This is a genomic window from Streptomyces sp. NPDC055506, from assembly GCF_053643595.1.
This window is the reverse complement of the sequence record NZ_JBSHKH010000165.1, coordinates 1-15,766: the sequence shown is the minus strand read 5'-3', so window position 1 is coordinate 15,766 and position 15,766 is coordinate 1. Positions and strand designations below refer to the sequence as shown.

General features: G+C 73.2%; 9 protein-coding genes. 1 reads left to right on the top strand and 8 read right to left on the bottom strand.

Annotated elements, in window-relative coordinates:
* Positions 1–64: 64 nt before the first annotated feature.
* The 8 genes from ACWIF2_RS36700 to ACWIF2_RS36665 all read right to left on the bottom strand — a co-directional run bounded on the left by ACWIF2_RS36700 (position 65) and on the right by ACWIF2_RS36665 (position 15,046).
* On the bottom strand, positions 65–1,741 hold the full coding sequence (locus ACWIF2_RS36700; RefSeq protein ID WP_454365477.1) for a GMC family oxidoreductase N-terminal domain-containing protein: 1,677 nt from the start codon (positions 1,739–1,741) through the stop codon (positions 65–67).
* Between the two features lie 99 nt (positions 1,742–1,840).
* Complete coding sequence (locus ACWIF2_RS36695) at positions 1,841–3,469, bottom strand: succinic semialdehyde dehydrogenase (protein ID WP_454365476.1); 1,629 nt, start codon at positions 3,467–3,469, stop codon at positions 1,841–1,843.
* Positions 3,470–3,613: 144 nt separating this feature from the next.
* Positions 3,614–5,257 (bottom strand): serine/threonine-protein kinase, encoded by a 1,644-nt coding sequence (locus tag ACWIF2_RS36690; protein ID WP_454365475.1) that lies wholly within the window; start codon positions 5,255–5,257, stop codon positions 3,614–3,616.
* Positions 5,258–5,328: 71 nt separating this feature from the next.
* On the bottom strand, positions 5,329–6,990 hold the full coding sequence (locus ACWIF2_RS36685) for a serine/threonine-protein kinase (RefSeq protein WP_454365474.1): 1,662 nt from the start codon (positions 6,988–6,990) through the stop codon (positions 5,329–5,331).
* Positions 6,991–7,072: 82 nt separating this feature from the next.
* Positions 7,073–8,287: a protein kinase domain-containing protein gene (locus ACWIF2_RS36680; protein ID WP_454365473.1), complete on the bottom strand. Its 1,215-nt coding sequence runs from the start codon at positions 8,285–8,287 to the stop codon at positions 7,073–7,075.
* Between the two features lie 106 nt (positions 8,288–8,393).
* Positions 8,394–10,145: a protein kinase domain-containing protein gene (locus tag ACWIF2_RS36675; protein WP_454365471.1), complete on the bottom strand. Its 1,752-nt coding sequence runs from the start codon at positions 10,143–10,145 to the stop codon at positions 8,394–8,396.
* Between the two features lie 167 nt (positions 10,146–10,312).
* The gene (locus tag ACWIF2_RS36670) at positions 10,313–12,832 is read right to left on the bottom strand and encodes a protein kinase (RefSeq protein WP_454365469.1); all 2,520 of its coding nucleotides are present in this window, start codon (positions 12,830–12,832) and stop codon (positions 10,313–10,315) included.
* A gap of 153 nt (positions 12,833–12,985) precedes the next feature.
* The gene (locus ACWIF2_RS36665) at positions 12,986–15,046 is read right to left on the bottom strand and encodes a protein kinase domain-containing protein (protein ID WP_454365468.1); all 2,061 of its coding nucleotides are present in this window, start codon (positions 15,044–15,046) and stop codon (positions 12,986–12,988) included.
* Between the two features lie 172 nt (positions 15,047–15,218).
* Between ACWIF2_RS36665 and ACWIF2_RS36660 the strand changes: the two genes are divergently transcribed.
* Positions 15,219–15,766 (top strand): serine hydrolase domain-containing protein (locus ACWIF2_RS36660; RefSeq protein ID WP_454365467.1); only part of this gene is annotated, 548 nt, incomplete at its 3' end.

Sequence of the window (15,766 nt, the reverse complement as noted above, 5' to 3'; positions counted from 1 at the left end):
GGCTCGGGGGCATGTCGGCCAACGGCACCCAGGTGAGCCCGTCGGGCAGCGTGTGCCCGAGCGGCTACCCCGTACGCCGCCTGGTCGCGCGGGTGCAGCCGCAGAAGAACGGGTACGACATCGCCCGTTCGGCCTGGGCGGTGATGGTGAGGGACGGGTTGACGCCCAGGTTGGCGGAGACCGCGGCGCCGTCGACCACCGAGATGCCGGGGTGGCCGTAGAGGCGGTGGTAGGGGTCGATCACGCCGGTCTCGCGGGAGGCGCCGATGGGGCAGCCGCCCAGGAAGTGGGCGGTGAGCGGGGTGCCCATCAGTTCGCCGACGTTCGAGCCCGCGAAGCCGTTGATCTCGGCGGCCAGGGCCGAGGCACTCTCCGTGGCGGCCTTGATCTGCTTGGGGTTGGGGGCGCCGTGGCCCTGCCGTGCGGTGAGCAGACCGCGGCCTGCGCCCGACGGCTTCAGATACGTCGTCAGGGAGTTGTCCAGCGACTGCATCACCAGGCCGATGATGGTCCGCTCCGACCAGCGGCGGTTGGACAGGGAACGCAGCACCAGCAGGGGGTGCTTCGCCGCGTTGGCGAGGAAGCCCAGGACCCGCGAGGTGCCCGAGCCACCACCGGCGTAGGGGACCTGAAGGATGGACAGGCCGCCCATCGAGTTGGAGCCCTTGCCGTAGCGGACCGGCTCGATGTGGGTGTTCTCGTCGGGGTGGATCGAGGACGTGATGGCCACGCCCCGGGTGAAGTCGGCCTTCCGGCCGCCGTGGGCCTTGCGGTAGCGCCGGTCGTCGGTCTGGGCGCCGACCAGGGCCTCGGAGTTGGTGCGGGTCAGCTCACCCAGCCTGTCGGAGATGTACGGCAACTGTCCGCCCGCCTTCATGCGGTGCAGGAGGGTCTGGGTGCCGTAGGTGCCTGCGGCGATGACGACCTTACGGGCCGTGTAGGTGCGGCCCTTCGCCTTGCGGCGGTCGTCGGTGGGGAGCGTGGCGACGGCGTACCCGCCGCGCGAGTCGTCGGTGACCGAGACGACCGTCGTCAGCGGGTGGACGACGGCGCCGGCCTTCTCGGCCAGGTGCAGATAGTTCTCGTTGAGGGTGTTCTTCGCGCCGTGACGGCAGCCGGTCATGCACTCGCCGCACTCCGCGCAGGCCCTGCGAGCCGGGCCCGCGCCGCCGAAGTACGGGTCGGGCACCTCCTGGCCCGGCTTCGCCTTGGCCGTACCGTCGGCGTCCTCGCCGTCGCCGAAGAAGACGCCGACCGGGGCGAGATGGAAGGAGTCGCCGCAACCCATGCGCTCCGCGGCGGCCTTCAGATGCACGTCGGACGGGGTCATGGTCGGGTTGAGCCGCACGCCCAGCATGCGCCGGGCCTGGTCGTAGAACGGCTTCAGCTCGTCCTGCCAGTCCGTGATGTCACGCCACTGCGGGTCCTCGAAGAACGGCTTCGGCGGGACGTAGAGGGTGTTGGCGTAGTTGAGGGAACCGCCGCCGACGCCCGCGCCGGCCAGGACCATGACGTTGCCCAGCAGATGGATGCGCTGGATTCCGTACATGCCGAGTTTCGGCGCCCAGAGGTAGTTCTTGAGGTCCCAGGAGTTCTTGGGGAGGGACTCGCGGGTGAAGCGGCGGCCGGCTTCCAGGACGCCGACGCGATAGCCCTTCTCGGTGAGGCGCAGGGCGGTTACGGAGCCGCCGAAGCCTGAACCGACCACGATGACGTCGTAGTCGTAAGCGTCCTGAGGCACGTGTTCTCCTCGTTGAGTGTCCGTGCGGGCCGTCTGTGGCTGGTCGCGCTCACGCGGCGGAGCCGCAAAATCGATAGAGTCCCGCGCCCCCAAAAAACATCACCGGAACCGGAATGCCTTCATCAGGCGGAGACTGCGGCTCATGAACTGGGCGTACTTCTCGTCGTCCATGCCGAGGGAGGGGGCCATCGGGAGAACCCTCTGGTGGGCGACCGTCTGGGCCTCGGTGTACTTGAGGATGCCCTCGGAGCCGTGGCGGCGGCCGAGGCCCGAGTCCTTCATGCCGCCCATGGGCGACTGGACGCTGCCGTACGCGGGGGCGTAGCCCTCGTTGATGTTGACCGTGCCGGTGCGCAGCCGGGCGGCGACCTCCTGGCCGCGCCGGGCGTTCTTCGTCCAGACCGAGGAGTTCAGGCCGTACGCCGTGGCGTTGGCGCGCTCGATGACCTCGTCCTCGTCCTTGAAGCGGTAGACGGAGACGACCGGGCCGAAGGTCTCCTCGGCGCAGACGGACATCTCCGTCTCCACCCCGTCGAGGATCGTGGGCTCGAAGAAGTACGGGCCGATGTCCGGGCGGGCCGTCCCGCCGGCGAGGACCTTCGCGCCCTTGGACACCGCCTCGTCCACGTGCCGTGTGACGGTCTCGAGCTGGCGTTCGCCGACCAGGGAGCCCATGTCGGCGCCGTACGACAGCGACCTGCCGAGGCGCATGGTCTTCGTACGGGCGGCGAAGCGCTCCAGGAAGGCGTCGGCGACGGACTCGTGGACGTACAGCCGCTCGATGGAGATGCAGAGCTGGCCGGCGGAGGAGAAGCAGGCGCGGACGGCACCGGCCGCCGCCTTCTCGATGTCGGCGTCCTCCAGCACCAGCATGGCGTTCTTGCCGCCGAGTTCGAGGGAGACGCCGACCAGCCGGGCGGCGGCGCCCTGGGCGACCTCGCGGCCGGTGCGGGTGGAGCCGGTGAAGGAGACGTAGTCGGCGTGCCGGACGACCTCGGGGCCGACGACCGGGCCGTCGCCGAGGACGACCTGGAAGACATCGGCGGGCAGGCCGGCCTCGATGAGCAGGTCGCGGGCCCACAGGGCGGTGAGGCAGGTCTCCGTGTCCGGCTTCATGACGACGGCGTTGCCCGCGACGAAGGCCGGGATCGCGTCGCCGACGGACAGCTCCAGGGGGTAGTTCCAGGGGGCGATCTGGCCGATCACACCGCGCGGGTGGCGCAGCTCGGTGACCTTGGTGAGCGTCGGCATGGCACCGGCGTGCCGCTTGGGCCGGAGGTAGGCTGGGGCCTTGCGGCCGTAGTGCCGGGCGGCGATCGCGACGGCCTGGACCTCCTCGTGGGCGTGCAGCCGGGCCTTGCCGGTCTCCAGCTGGATCAGGTCGAGCACCTCGGCCTGGCGCTCCAGCACCAGGTCGTGGAAGCGGAGCAGGACGGCGGCGCGCTGCCGTACCGGCGTCTGGGCCCACACGGCCTGGGCGGTGCGGGCCAGTTCGAAGGCCTTCGCCACGTCCTCGGGCGTCGACTCGGGGAGGTCGGCCAGCTTCTCCCCGGTGAACGGCGTGTGGTTGGCGGTGCGACCGGAGCCGACCACGCCCTTGGTGAGCTGGGCGACCAGCTCCGGGGTGACCACGTCGGCGGCGGTGCGGGCGCCCTCCGGGGCGGGGGCGAGCGGGTTCGTGCCGGTCTGTGCCGTGCCGGTCTTCTCCGGGGCGTGCGCGTCCGTCATGAGCGGCAGAGTATGCCCCGGCGGGGGCTTTGGGTACCCGTCGGTAATACGGCTTCACCGAGTGCACACACGGCGCCAGTGGCTGCTGGCAACAAACCCCCTGATCAGGGCGTTGTGCGGTGACAGTCGGTGTAATTCAGCCTTTTACGATCCCGAGCCGATCCCCAGCCGGTCGCGGGCGCCCTGGAACACCGAGGTGCCTTCCTCCTCCTCGGGTGTGCCCCTGGGCATGTCGACGCGCAGTTCGTACATGCGGTCGTCGCCGGTGCGGAACAGCACGCGCATGACCCGTCGGGGGCTCTCGTCCGCGAGGTAGGCGGTGTCGGCGAGGGCGGCCTGGTGGCCCTGGACGACGGTGCGGGCGTAGCGCGTGTCCCCCTGGACGACGGGTGCCTTCCGGGCCTGGTCCATCGGGGAGTCCGGGGCCCGGTCCCAGAGGAGGAGGCGGACCTGGACCGTGCCGCCCCGTTCGTCGCCGTAGAGCACGGTGCGGGGCTGGTCGGTCGCGCTGCCGGTCCGGTCGAGTTCGCGGTAGTGGCGCGGGAGACGGAGTACGGCCGCCAGGTCCGGGTCGTGGTGCGGGGTCCAGGTGTCCGTCGTGTCGGCGGTCTGTTCGGCGCTCTCCGCGGTGCCGGCGCCGTCGAGGTGCGTGGCGGCGCCCATGCCTCCGGCGAGCAGTGCGCTGAGCAGGGCGAGGGGGGCGGGGCGGAGGAGGCTGTGCCGTTTCGGCGGCTCCGGTGGTGCGGGGGTCGCGTCCGGGTGCGCTCCCGGGCCGGGGCCGGGGTCGTCCGCCGGCTCCTCTATGTCTTCGGCCTCCGGGTCCCCGGCGGGTATCTCCGCGACGTCCCCGGCGGGTATCTCCGCCACGTCCCCGGCGGGTATCTCCGCGACGGGAACGAGGGGCGGCGGTCCCGCCACGGACTCCAGTTCCTTCGCGACCTCCTCGGCGTCCGGCCGCTCTTCGGGGTCCGGGAGCAGCAAGCGGCCGATCAGCGGCCCGAGCGGTCCGGCCCGCTCCGGCCCGGGCGGCTCGGCGGCTCGGATCGCGGCGAGTGTGGCCTCCGGCGTGTCCCGGCGGAACGGGGACGAGCCCTCCACGGCGGTGTACAGCAGGGCGCCCAGGGACCACAGGTCGGACGCGGGCCCGGCGGTACGGCCGGACAGCCGCTCGGGGGCGACGAACTCCCCGCCGGCCGTGAGGGATTCCTCGCCTCCCGCGTGGTCGATGCCGATGTCGGTGAGGACGACTCGCCGGCCGGGGCCGAGCAGCACGTTGGCGGGCTTGACGTCCCGGTGCACGATGCCCACGGAGTGCGCGGCGCGCAGGGCACCGAGGGCGTCGAGGCCGATCCGGGCGGCCTCGCGTGCCTCGACCGGGCCGCGTCGCAGTCTCTCGTGCAGGGACTCGCCCTCCACCAACTCCATGACGATCCAGGGGAGTCCGTCGAGGGCTTCGGTCGCGTCGAGCTCATCGGGGCCGGTGGGGCCCGATCGCTCCTCCGGCCGCTCCGGCTCGACGACCACATCGTGGATGGTGACGGCCGCGGGATGGTCGACGCGGGCTGCGGCCCGGGCCTCGCGGTGGAGCCGGTGGGCCGCACGCCGGTGGCTCTCGTCCTGGGGGCCGCCCGGCAACCGGGGCTGCCTGACGGCGACTTCACGCTGGACGAGCTCGTCGCGGGCCCGCCAGACCGTGCCCGTCCCGCCGGAGCCGATGCGCTCGATCAGCCGGTAGCGCCCGCCGATCAGCCGGCCCTGAGCGCCCGTCCCGCCCCCGTCGTTGCTCATGCCCCATCAGTACCGCGCGGGGCGGGCAATTGTCGACGCGGGTGCTTTCCGGGGGTGTTGGAGGGGCGGGTTCAGGTCCCGTCGATGTCCAGGTTCGCGATCGCCGTGCTCGCCACCTCACGCCCGCGCTCGGTGAAGTCGCCCTTGCCCGGGTAGCTGACGGTGAGCTTGTACATGTCGCCGCCGGGAGTCCCGTAATAGAACATCCGGAGCTCGCGGGGGCGGGGGTTCTCGCTGTCGTCGGTGTCGTAGACGACGGTGTTCTCGGCGGCCTTCTTGCCTCTGTACGTCGTCACCTTGGGGTTCGTCCTCGGGCTCTTCGGCATGTCCAGGTCGTAGCTGCCGCTCTCCTTGAACCCGCTGTCGTCGTCGTACATCTCGGCGGCCGCGGAGCCCGCGATGCTGCCGCCGGTGTCCTCCGCCTTCTTGTAGAGGCTCAGGCCGATCCAGATGCTGCCGCTCCAGTCGGTGTACGTGACCCAGTGCTCCTGGTCCCGCTCCCCGTCGGGCACCGTCCGCCGGTACTCGGCGGGGACGGCCAGCGACGCGGCGAGGCTCTTCTCCTGCTTGGTCTGCCAGCCGTCGGGCAACGGCCCGGCGAAGGGATCCGCGATCACCAGGTACGCCGCCACCGCCGCCGCCACGACCACCGCTCCGAGTCCGGTCCAGGCCCTGCGACCGAGCCGAATGCCCCGGCTGCCGGTGCCCTCGCCAGGGGCCCGGACGGCCTGGGTGGGCTGAGCGGCGGGCGGGTTCGCGGCCGCCTCCAGCCGGGCACGCACCTGTGCGGCGTTCGGGCGGCGGGCCGGGTCCTTGTGCAGCAGGCCCGTGATGACCTCGGCGAGCGGGCCCGGGGCGGAGGCGGGCGGCGCGGGCGTGGCGTTGAGGACGGACTGCAGCGTGGCGGGGGTGTTGCTGCGGCGGAACGGCGAGACACCCTCCGTCGCCGCGTACAGCACCACGCCGAGGGACCACAGGTCGCTGGCCGGGCCCGGGCGCTGGCCCAGCACCCGCTCCGGCGCGATGTACTCGGGCGAGCCGACGAAGCCGCCGGTGTCGGTCAGATTGGTCTCGCCCTCGATCTGGGCGATGCCGAAGTCCGTGAGGACGACCCGGTCGTACCGGCCGAGCAGCACGTTGTCCGGTTTCACATCGCGGTGCAGGATGCCCGCCGCGTGCGCGGCCTCCAGCGCGCCGAGCACCTCCAGGCCGATCCGGGCCGCCTCGCGCGCGGACAGGGTGCCCTCCTGGAGCGCGTCGCCCAGCGACCGGCCCCGCACCAGCTCCATCACGATCCACGGCTGGTCGTCCACGACCGCCACGTCGTGGACGTCGACCACGGCCGGATGATCGAGCCGGGCCGCGGCACGCGCCTCGCGGCGCATGCGCTCGAAGGCATTGGCGCGTTCGCGCTCGGGAAGATGATCCGGGACACGGGGTTCCTTGACGGCGACCTCCCGGTCCACCGTCTCGTCCTCGGCCCGCCACACCGTGCCCATGCCGCCGTGCCCGAGCTTGGCGATCAGCCGGTAGCGCCCGGCGATGAGCCGACCGGCACCGGGATCCTCGGCCACCGGCGTCGCCGCCGGTGCCGGGGCCGCCGAGCGGGGCGGCACGACCTGGGTGGGCGTCGCGTACGGGTTGCCCGGTACCGGCGCCGATGGGTTGGGCGGTTGCAGAACGAAACTTGTCGGCTCTTCGGCCCCGGATCTGGATCCCCCGTCGCTGCTCATGGGGTCATCCATATCGCGCCAAGCGCTTACGTATCCACCAATGCCGCGAACCGGTCACAGACCCGTGACCCTGGCCGAGGACTTATCTCCCGTTTGTGCCGGTAGGAGAGCCGACAGGGGTGGTCGTGGGTGCGGGGGCGCTCGGGGACGAGGGGCGGGTCGTGGGCGTCTCGGGAGCCGAACTCGTCGGTGTGGAGCCTCCTCCCGGCTCGCCGCCCTCGTCCATGAGCAGCGCCGCCGCCGACACTCCGGCCCCCGCCATCGCGGCGACCAGCAGCGCGGCCACGAGCACTCTCCGGGTGGGCTGCCGCATCAGCTGTTCGGCGAGCCGGCCCGGTGCGGGCATGCCCGCCGGCGGCATCAACGGCTGCTGTTCGGCGGCCTCCTGCGCTGTGCCCGCCGGCCGTCCGCCCGGTGTGTCCCGTACCGTCGGCACATACCCGGGCGGCGGCGCCTCCGGCGTCCGGCCCGTGTCGCGAAAGGCCCGCAGCATCCGCTCCGCCCGGTCCGCGTCCAGCCGCCGGTCGGGATCGCGTTCGAGCAGGCCCTGTACGACGGGCAGGAGCGGCCCGGCCTGCGCGGGTGGCCGGATCTCGGCGGCGACGACCGCGTGCAGGATGCCGCCCAACGAGTCGCGGCGGAACGGCGACTCACCGCTGAGGGCCGCGCACAGCAGCGCGCCCAGCGACCACAGGTCGGACTCGGGCCCGGTCCTGGCCCCCGACATCCGCTCGGGCGCGGTGTACTCGGGCGAGCCGACGAAGGAGTTGTTCTCGGTGAGGGTGGGGGCGCCCGCGACCTGGGCGATGCCGAAGTCGGTGAGGACGACCCGGTCGGTCCCGGCCTCCAGCAGGACGTTCGCTGGCTTGAGGTCCCGGTGCAGGACCCCGGCCGCGTGCGCCGCGCGCAAGGCGCCGAGCAGGTCTATGCCGATGCGTGCGGCCTCGGCGGCGTCGACCGGGCCCCGGGCGGCGACCCGGTCGGCGAGCGAGCCGCCCTCGATCAGTTCCATGACGATGTAAGGGCGTTCGTCGTCCTCGACGACATCGTGCACGACGATGATGTGCGGATGGCTCAGCTGGGCGACGGCCCGGGCCTCGCGCAGCGTACGGTCCCGCTGCCGGCGCGCCTCCGCCGCGGAGAGCGTCTCGTCGTAGGGGAGCTCCTTGACGGCCACGCCCCGGCCGAGCAGCTGGTCGGTCGCCCGCCACACCACGCCCATGCCACCGCGCCCGAGTCTCTCCTCGAACCGGTAGCGGCCCGCGATGACACGCGTGTTGTGCCCCTCGGTCCCCATGCGGCAATCATGCCCCACCGGACGGACCGGCTCCGGGGCGGCGCTCACGGGTGGCCGAAACAGACGGCCCCGCGTCAGCGGGGCTCTGCCCCGACAGGCCTCTGCGTCAGGAGGTCTTCTCCTGCCAGCCCTGGAGCAGCGACGTGAACTGCTTGCGCGCCTTCGCCCAGTCCTGCGCGGGCGACGACATGTAGAGCGCGTACTCGGTGCCGTCGCGGGCGACGTACGTCTCCTCGATGGCGCGGCGCGGGCCGGGGAACGGGGTGTCCTTCGCCCGCGCGGTCCAGGTGTACTCCCACAGGGCGCCGCCCCGGTCACGGTAGACGTTGCGCTCCAGCGCGATCCGCTTGTAGTCGACCAGATCCTTGATCTGCTGCTCCAGGTCGAGCTGGTGCGCGTACGGGTCGGCGAAGTCCGGGGAGGTGTCGACGGCGATGCGCACGAAGTGCCGTCCGCCGTCCGGCGTGTAGTCGATCTGCTTGAGCTCGCCCTGCGGACCGAAGGGCTTGCGCTTCCAGCCCTTGGGCAGCGAGAGGCTGAAACCCGCGGGGTCGTCGTGGCGGACCCAGCTGTCGGGAACTCCCCCGGGCTGCGGCGTGCTCGTGGTACCCGCCGAGACGGAGGCGCCCCCTGGCGTCTGGCGGCCCTCGTTCCACTGCTGCAGCACCACGGCGGTGGTCCCGCCGATGATGGCCGCGAGCGCGACGACGAGGGCGAGCGTACGCAGCCGGCGGCGCCGGCCCGAACCGGTCTGCTGCGCCCCGGGCCCCTGCGGGCCCGTCGCCGTCGGACCGACCGTGGTGGCACCGGTCGTCGGATGGCCCGCGACGGGGGTCCCGGACACCGGCGTCCCGGGTGCCGGGGCACCGCCCGCGGGGGTGCCGGCCAACGGCGGGAGCGGCGTCCGGGTGTGCGACCCGGAGCCGGTGCCGGACAGGCCCGGGCCGGTCGTGCCCGTGCCCGCCGTGCCCATGCCGCTGTGGACGTCCCGGTACGGCGTCCCCCCGTACTGCGTCGGGACGTACGCCTGTGCCCCGTTCGGCCGCCGCCCCTCCGCCGCCTCGGCGAGCATCCGCTCGGCCTCGGACGCGTCGGGCCGGGTGGCCGGATCCTTGCGCAGCAGGGCGGTGATGACGGGCCCGAGCGGACCGGCGTGCTGCAGCTGGGCGGCCTCTTCCTCGACCACCGCCTGCATGGTGGTCAGCGGGGTGGTGCGGCGGAACGGCGACCGGCCCTCCACCGCCGTGTAGAGCGTCGCGGCGAGCGCCCACAGGTCGGAGGACGGGCCCGGGTCGTGGCCGCGCACCCGCTCGGGCGCCAGGTAGTCGACGGAGCCGACGACCTCGCCGGTCCGCGTGATGGTCGTGTCGCCCTCGATCTGGGCGATGCCGAAGTCGGTGAGCAGGACGCGTCCGTCACGGCCGAGCAGGACGTTGCCCGGCTTGACGTCGCGGTGCAGGACACCGGCGGTGTGCGCGGCGCGCAGGGCCCGCAGCACCCAGAGGCCGACGCGTGCCGCCTCGCGCGGCTCGACGCGTCCCTCCTCCTTGACGGCGTCGGCCAGCGAGCGGCCCTCGACCAGCTCCATCACGATCCACGGGCGGCCGTCGTGCTCCAGCACGTCGTGCACCGTGACGACCGCCGAGTGGTTGATCCGCGCGGCGGCCCGCGCCTCCGCCCGGGTGCGCGCCAGGAGGATGGCCTGTTCGCTCTCGGAGACGTAGAGGGCTGCCGTCAACTCCTTGATGGCGACGGACCGGTGCAGCACCTCGTCGTGGGCGCGCCACACCCGGCCCATGCCGCCGCTGCCGATGGAGTCGGCGAGCCGGTAGCGGCCCGCGACGAGCTGGCCCTGCATCTGATTCACGTTGCCCCGCAATGGTCTTGACAGGGTCAGCGTAAGGACCCGCCCCTCCCCAGGGAACAAGCGGGGTACCACGGTGACCGCACTGTGACGGTTGTCGCCTGTCGGGACGCGAGGCAACCAGAGGTTGAACTACCGCGTACAGGCGGCGCGCCGGGCCCTCAGCCCGTCGCCTTGTAGGTCGCCGCCGCCTGCTCGTACAGCCGCGTCACCTCGTCCCGCTCGGCCTCCGGCCCACGCACCTGGACCACGTGGTACCGACCGTCGACCAGCATCGCGAGGTTGCGCACATACAGCTCGCCCCCGTCGCCGCCGGTCCAGGTGAACTGCCCCTCGGCCATGGTCCGTCCGCCCACCTCGATCGTCTTCAGCCCGGTGGAGGTGGCCCAGCTGGAGTCGCGGTACGGCTGCAACTCGCGCTCCCTCTCCCGCTGGTAGGCCATCGGGTCACTGCCGAACTCCGTTGCGCTGTCCCGGCCCGGTACGACGATGAGCTCGAAGTCGCCCTTCGCGTAGACGACCTGGCCGCTGCCGTTGCGCGGGGTGTGGTCCCAGCCCTTGGCCACGGCGACCTGGAACCCGGCGGAGTCCTTGCGCAGGGTGAAACCGTCGGCGACATCGGGGCCCGAGGTCTGTGTCTCCGCGGAACCGGCCGACGTCGACGGGCTCTTCTCCGGCTCGGGCGACGTCTGGTCGGGCCGGGGCTCGCTGCTGGCGTCCGGCTCGGGCGCCTGGCTGACCTCACCGGCGGAACCGGCACGGTCCGTGCCGCCCGTGCCGTCCGCGCCGTCGGTCTTCGACTTGGGCATGAAGAGCATGGCGTAGGCGATCGCGGCGGCCATCACGAGCAGGACCAGCAGGAGCAGGGTGCGGCCGAGGCGGTTCGGCGACCGGGACTCGCGCTTGGCCCGTTTGTGCCGCCCGTGGTGCGCGGGCAGCCCGGCCTTCCGCCTGCGCACGAGCTCGCCCCGGCGGCGTACGACGGGCAGCCGGCTCGCGTCGGCGGGCGGCGCCGCGACGACGTGCACCCCGGCCTCCGGCTCGGGCGCGGAGCGTACGAGCGAGCGCAGCCAGCCGCGCAGTTCCTCGAAGTCGAGGCGCTCGGTCGGGTCCTGACGCAGCAGCGACTCCACCACCGGCCGGAGCGGTCCGCACTCCTCGGCGTAGGCGGGCGGTTCGGCGCAGACCATCTGCACCAGCTCGACCGTCGACTCCTCCGGGTAGGGCGCATGCCCCTGTACGGCGCGGAAGAGCAGCGCGCCGAGCGCCCACAGGTCGGTCGCGGGACCGATCGGGGCGGCCAGCTGCCAGTTCTCGTGCACGGGTCCGGCCTGCTCGGGCGCCCAGCGCTCCGTCACGGGGCCCACGACGGCCATCCGCGCCTGCCGTGCCCGCTCGGCTGCCAGGGCCGTGGCCGGGCCGCGCCGGGGTGCGGGGGTCTCGGCGACCAGTTCGTCCCACCGGGCGGGCGAGCCCTGGGCGGCGGGGTCCGAAGCCGGTGGGAGAGCCGCCTGCTCCGGCCCCTGCGGCAAGGAAGCGCCGCCGGTTCCGCCCCGGGGCGTGGCACCGTGCCAGGCGGTCGTCCGGGGGGCGCCGCCCACGCCATAGGGGTCGGCTATCCGGCCCGGCGGGCCCGCACCGGGTGCCGGGCCCTGCCCGGGGATGTACGGCGACTGCGCCGAGCCGTTGCCATGGGGCGTGGGCCCTCCGCCCGGGGCGGACCGGGCACCGGGCAGGGCGGCCCGGCCGCCCTCCTGCGCCTCCTGGACCCGTGCGGCGGCCCGGGCACCCGCCCGGTAGGCCGCGATGGCCCCGGCCCGGGCGGCCCGTGGGTCACCGCTGTCGTCCACGCTCCTGCGGGCGGGCACGGCCGGGCCACCGCCCGGCGTGTCACCCCCGGCCGCGGGCAGTCCCCTGGCCTCCCGTGCCTCTATGGCGGCTCGTCGCGCGGCCTCGGGATCGGCCGCGCCACCGAGGCCGGCCGGGGCGCCGCCACCCGGGCCTCCGACGCCGTTGACCGGCCCGGCACCGCCCTCGTGGGCCGGCCCCCGCTCAGGCTCTTCGGCGGCCGGAACCGGGTCGTACCCGCACAGTGCCTCCTCCGCCGCGCCCACCGCGAGACCGGTCAGCATCACCCGGCCGTCGTCGCAGACGAGCACCGTCCGCGCGGTGACGTTCCGGTGCACCCAGCCGTGGGCGTGCAGCACCCGCAGCGCCATGAGAACGTCGGAGGCGACCTCGGCCGCCCGGTACGGCGTCAGCGGCTTCTCGGCGAGCAGCGCCGCCAGCGGACGCGCGGCCACCAGCTCGCTGACGATCCACAGCGAACCGCCCTCGGCGAACACGTCGAAGACCTGGTCGAGCCGTGGATGGTCGGGAATGGCCGCGGCGGCCTGGGCGGCGTCGACCGCGCGCCGTACCACCGGGTCCGCGGGCCGCCGGGGGCCCGGACGCGCACCGGAGCGCCGCGCACCACCGTCACGCGCGGTGAAGCCGTCGGGCAGCCCCTCCGCGTCGAGGACCTCGGCCTCGACCACCTCGGGCAACGGCACCTGCCTGACGAGGACTTCCTGTCCGCTGTAGGTGTCGAAGGCCCGGGTCTCGGTGAGTTCGTACTCGTCGGACGGCGGCAGCGGCAGGCGGTAGCGGTCGGCGAGTACCCGGCCCGCATAGTCGTCCACGTTGCCTCCCCCGTCAGCCCGGTCGGTCACATCCGTTCGCCCCACGGTCCGTTCCGGCTGCGCACGGACCGCAAATATTTACGATACGTGCCGCAGGCAACCCGCAATGTGAGGATGCCAGATCTGCCTCCCCAAACCCGGGGACGCTCATGCTCAGGACTTGGGTTCGAAGGTCTTGGTCAGCGTCCGCCAAGTCTCCTTGCGCGACTCACCGTCCCAGCCGGCCGCCTTCGCCGTGTACATCAGCGCGTAGCCCTGGGAGTCGTCGACGACGAAGCCGCGGTCGATCGTCCGGTACTTGGTGCCGCTCTCCCGGTAGGTGAACTCCCAGTCGGCCGTGTTCCAGCCGCGGTAGTCCACCTTCTCTATTCGGATCTTCTTGTACTCCGCGCGCTGCATGTAGCGCTCCTGGCTCTTCCAGTCCGCCACCGGGTCGCCCTTGGGCGTGGACGTCCAGGCGACGAGCAGCTTCTGCCCGTCGGGCCCGGTGAACCGGTCGCCGGCGGAGCCCGTGGACTGGAACTTCCACCCCTTCGGCAGGCCGATCGAGTACCCCTGGTTCCCCTGGTGGGTCGACTCCGCCGCGGTGCCCTTTCCGGCGGACCCGTCCTCCCCGTCGCCGGCCGATCCGCTCGCACCGCCACTCGTCTCGGTGTTCGAGGCGGGCCCCGACGGCGCGGGCTGCGTCGCCGTGTTGTCCGGGCTCGTGCCGCCCTTCTCGTCGCCCTTGGTGTCGGCGCTGCCCGACGCGGTGGCGACGGTCTTGCCGCCGCTCTCGCCCCCGGCTCCCTTCGCGCCCTTGTCGTCCCCGCTGAACGCGATGGTGAGCACCGTGCCGAGCACGGCGAGCACCACGACCACGGCGATGATCATCAGGGTCCGCCGCGACACCACGTCGGTGAGCGGCGCCCGGGGCACCTGCCGCGGCGGCAGGTCCGGAGGCGGCATGACGGGCCACCCCGAACTCCGCCCTTCGGAGGTCGCCTTCGCGTCCTGCGCGGCCCGCTCACCGGCCCCGGAGGCCGCCGCACCCGAGGTCTGCTTCGGACCCGACTTCGCCGCAGACGGGCTTGCGCCCCGGGCGGCCGCCTCGTCCTTGGGTCCGGAAGCGGCCTTGGAGCCGGAAGCGGCCTTGTCGTCCTCGGACTTGGCGGGGGTCGCGGCCGACGCCGCGGCCGGTCCGGCCGCGGCCTTGCGCACGGAGCGCAGCGCCCCGCGCAGCCGCTCCCCGGCCTCCTCACCCCGCTTGCTCCCGGCACCCGCCGGACCACCCTTGCGGGAGGCCTTGTCCGGCTGCTTCGGCAGCGGCACGACCTTCGTGGCGTCCAGCGGCTCCGGCTCGGTCTTCTCCGGCGCGTGGATGACGGAGTTCAGCATCGCCCGGGCGCCCGCGTCGTCGAGCCGCTTGGCCGGGTCCTTGGTGAGCAGCCCGTGGATGACCTCCGTCAGCGGGCCCGCGTTCTTCGGCTCCTCCAGCGGCTCGGTCATCACCGCGGTGAGAGTCGCTATGGCCGACCCCTTGTCGTACGGCGGCGTTCCCTCCACCGACGCGTACAGCAGACCGCCGAGCGACCACAGGTCGGCGGCCGGGCCCGGCTTGTGGCCGCGCGCCCGCTCCGGGGAGATGTAAGAGGGCGCGCCGACGAGCATGCCGGTCGAGGTAATGGACGGGTCGCCCTCGACCTGGGCGATGCCGAAGTCGGTGAGCACGACCCGGCCGTCGTCGGAGATCAGCACGTTCGACGGCTTCACGTCGCGGTGCAGGATGCCCTCGCGGTGCGCGGACCGCAGCACGTCGAGCACGGCGAGCCCGACCTCAGCGGCCCGCTTCGGCTCCAGGAGGCCGTCCTCCCGGATGACCTCGGCGAGCGACTTGCCCTCGACGAGCTCCATCACGATCCAGGGCCGGTCGTCCTCCTGGACGACGTCGAAGACGGTCACGGCGCTGTTGTTGCGGATCCGCGCGATGGCCTTGGCCTCGCGCAGCGTCCGCGTGATCAGCCGCCGCTTCTCCTCCTGGTCGATGTTGGTCGGGAACCGCAGCTCCTTGACGGCGACCGTCCGCCCCAGCGTCTCGTCCTCGGCGCGCCACACCGTGCCCATGCCGCCGCGGCCGAGCACCTCGCCCAGCCGGTAGCGCCCCGCCAGGAGACGCTCCCTGTTGTCCTGACGAGTGTCCTGACGGGATGTGCCCGCCCGCTCCGCCTCCGACATGCGTCCCCTCATACAACCCGCCCTGACAGAGCCTCCATTGTCTCTCACCCGACAAGTGCCCCGTGCCCAGGGGGCCCCTGGGCACGGGGCGCCGGGCCCGGCCACCCGGAACCCGGGTGCCCCGCGCCCCGCGCCGCCTTGCATGATGGGCCCTGACGAGGGAGGAGCCCGCATGCCGCCGATTCGGACACTGCTGGCCCTGCCCGCGGCCGTCGCCCTCCTCGGCCTGCCCCCGGCCGACTCCTCGGCGCTCCCCGCCTCGCCCGCGGACGCGGTGCTGTCGCTGCTCACGACCCGGGGCGGAGCCCCCGCCGCGGCCCTGCTGGCCCAGGAGGGAGGCACCACCCGCTATGCCCACGCCGGTCCCGGAATCGCCCGGTCGGACCATTTCCGCGCCGGCAGCATCACAAAGACGTTCATCGCGACGGTCGTGCTGCAACTGGCCGCCGAGCACCGGCTGTCACTGTCCGACACCGTGGAGCGGCACCTGCCCGGCCTGGTGCGGGGAGCGGGCAACGACGGCCGCGCGCTGACCTTGCGCTCCCTGCTCACCCACACCAGCGGCCTGTCCGACTTCACCGCGAACACCGACGGAAGGGCACCCGTCACACCCCGTCAGGCCGTACGCATCGCACTCACCCACCCCCCGGCCGCACCCGGCCGCTTCTCTTACTCCAACACCAACTACGTCCTGCTCGGCCTGGTCATCCAGCAGGTCAC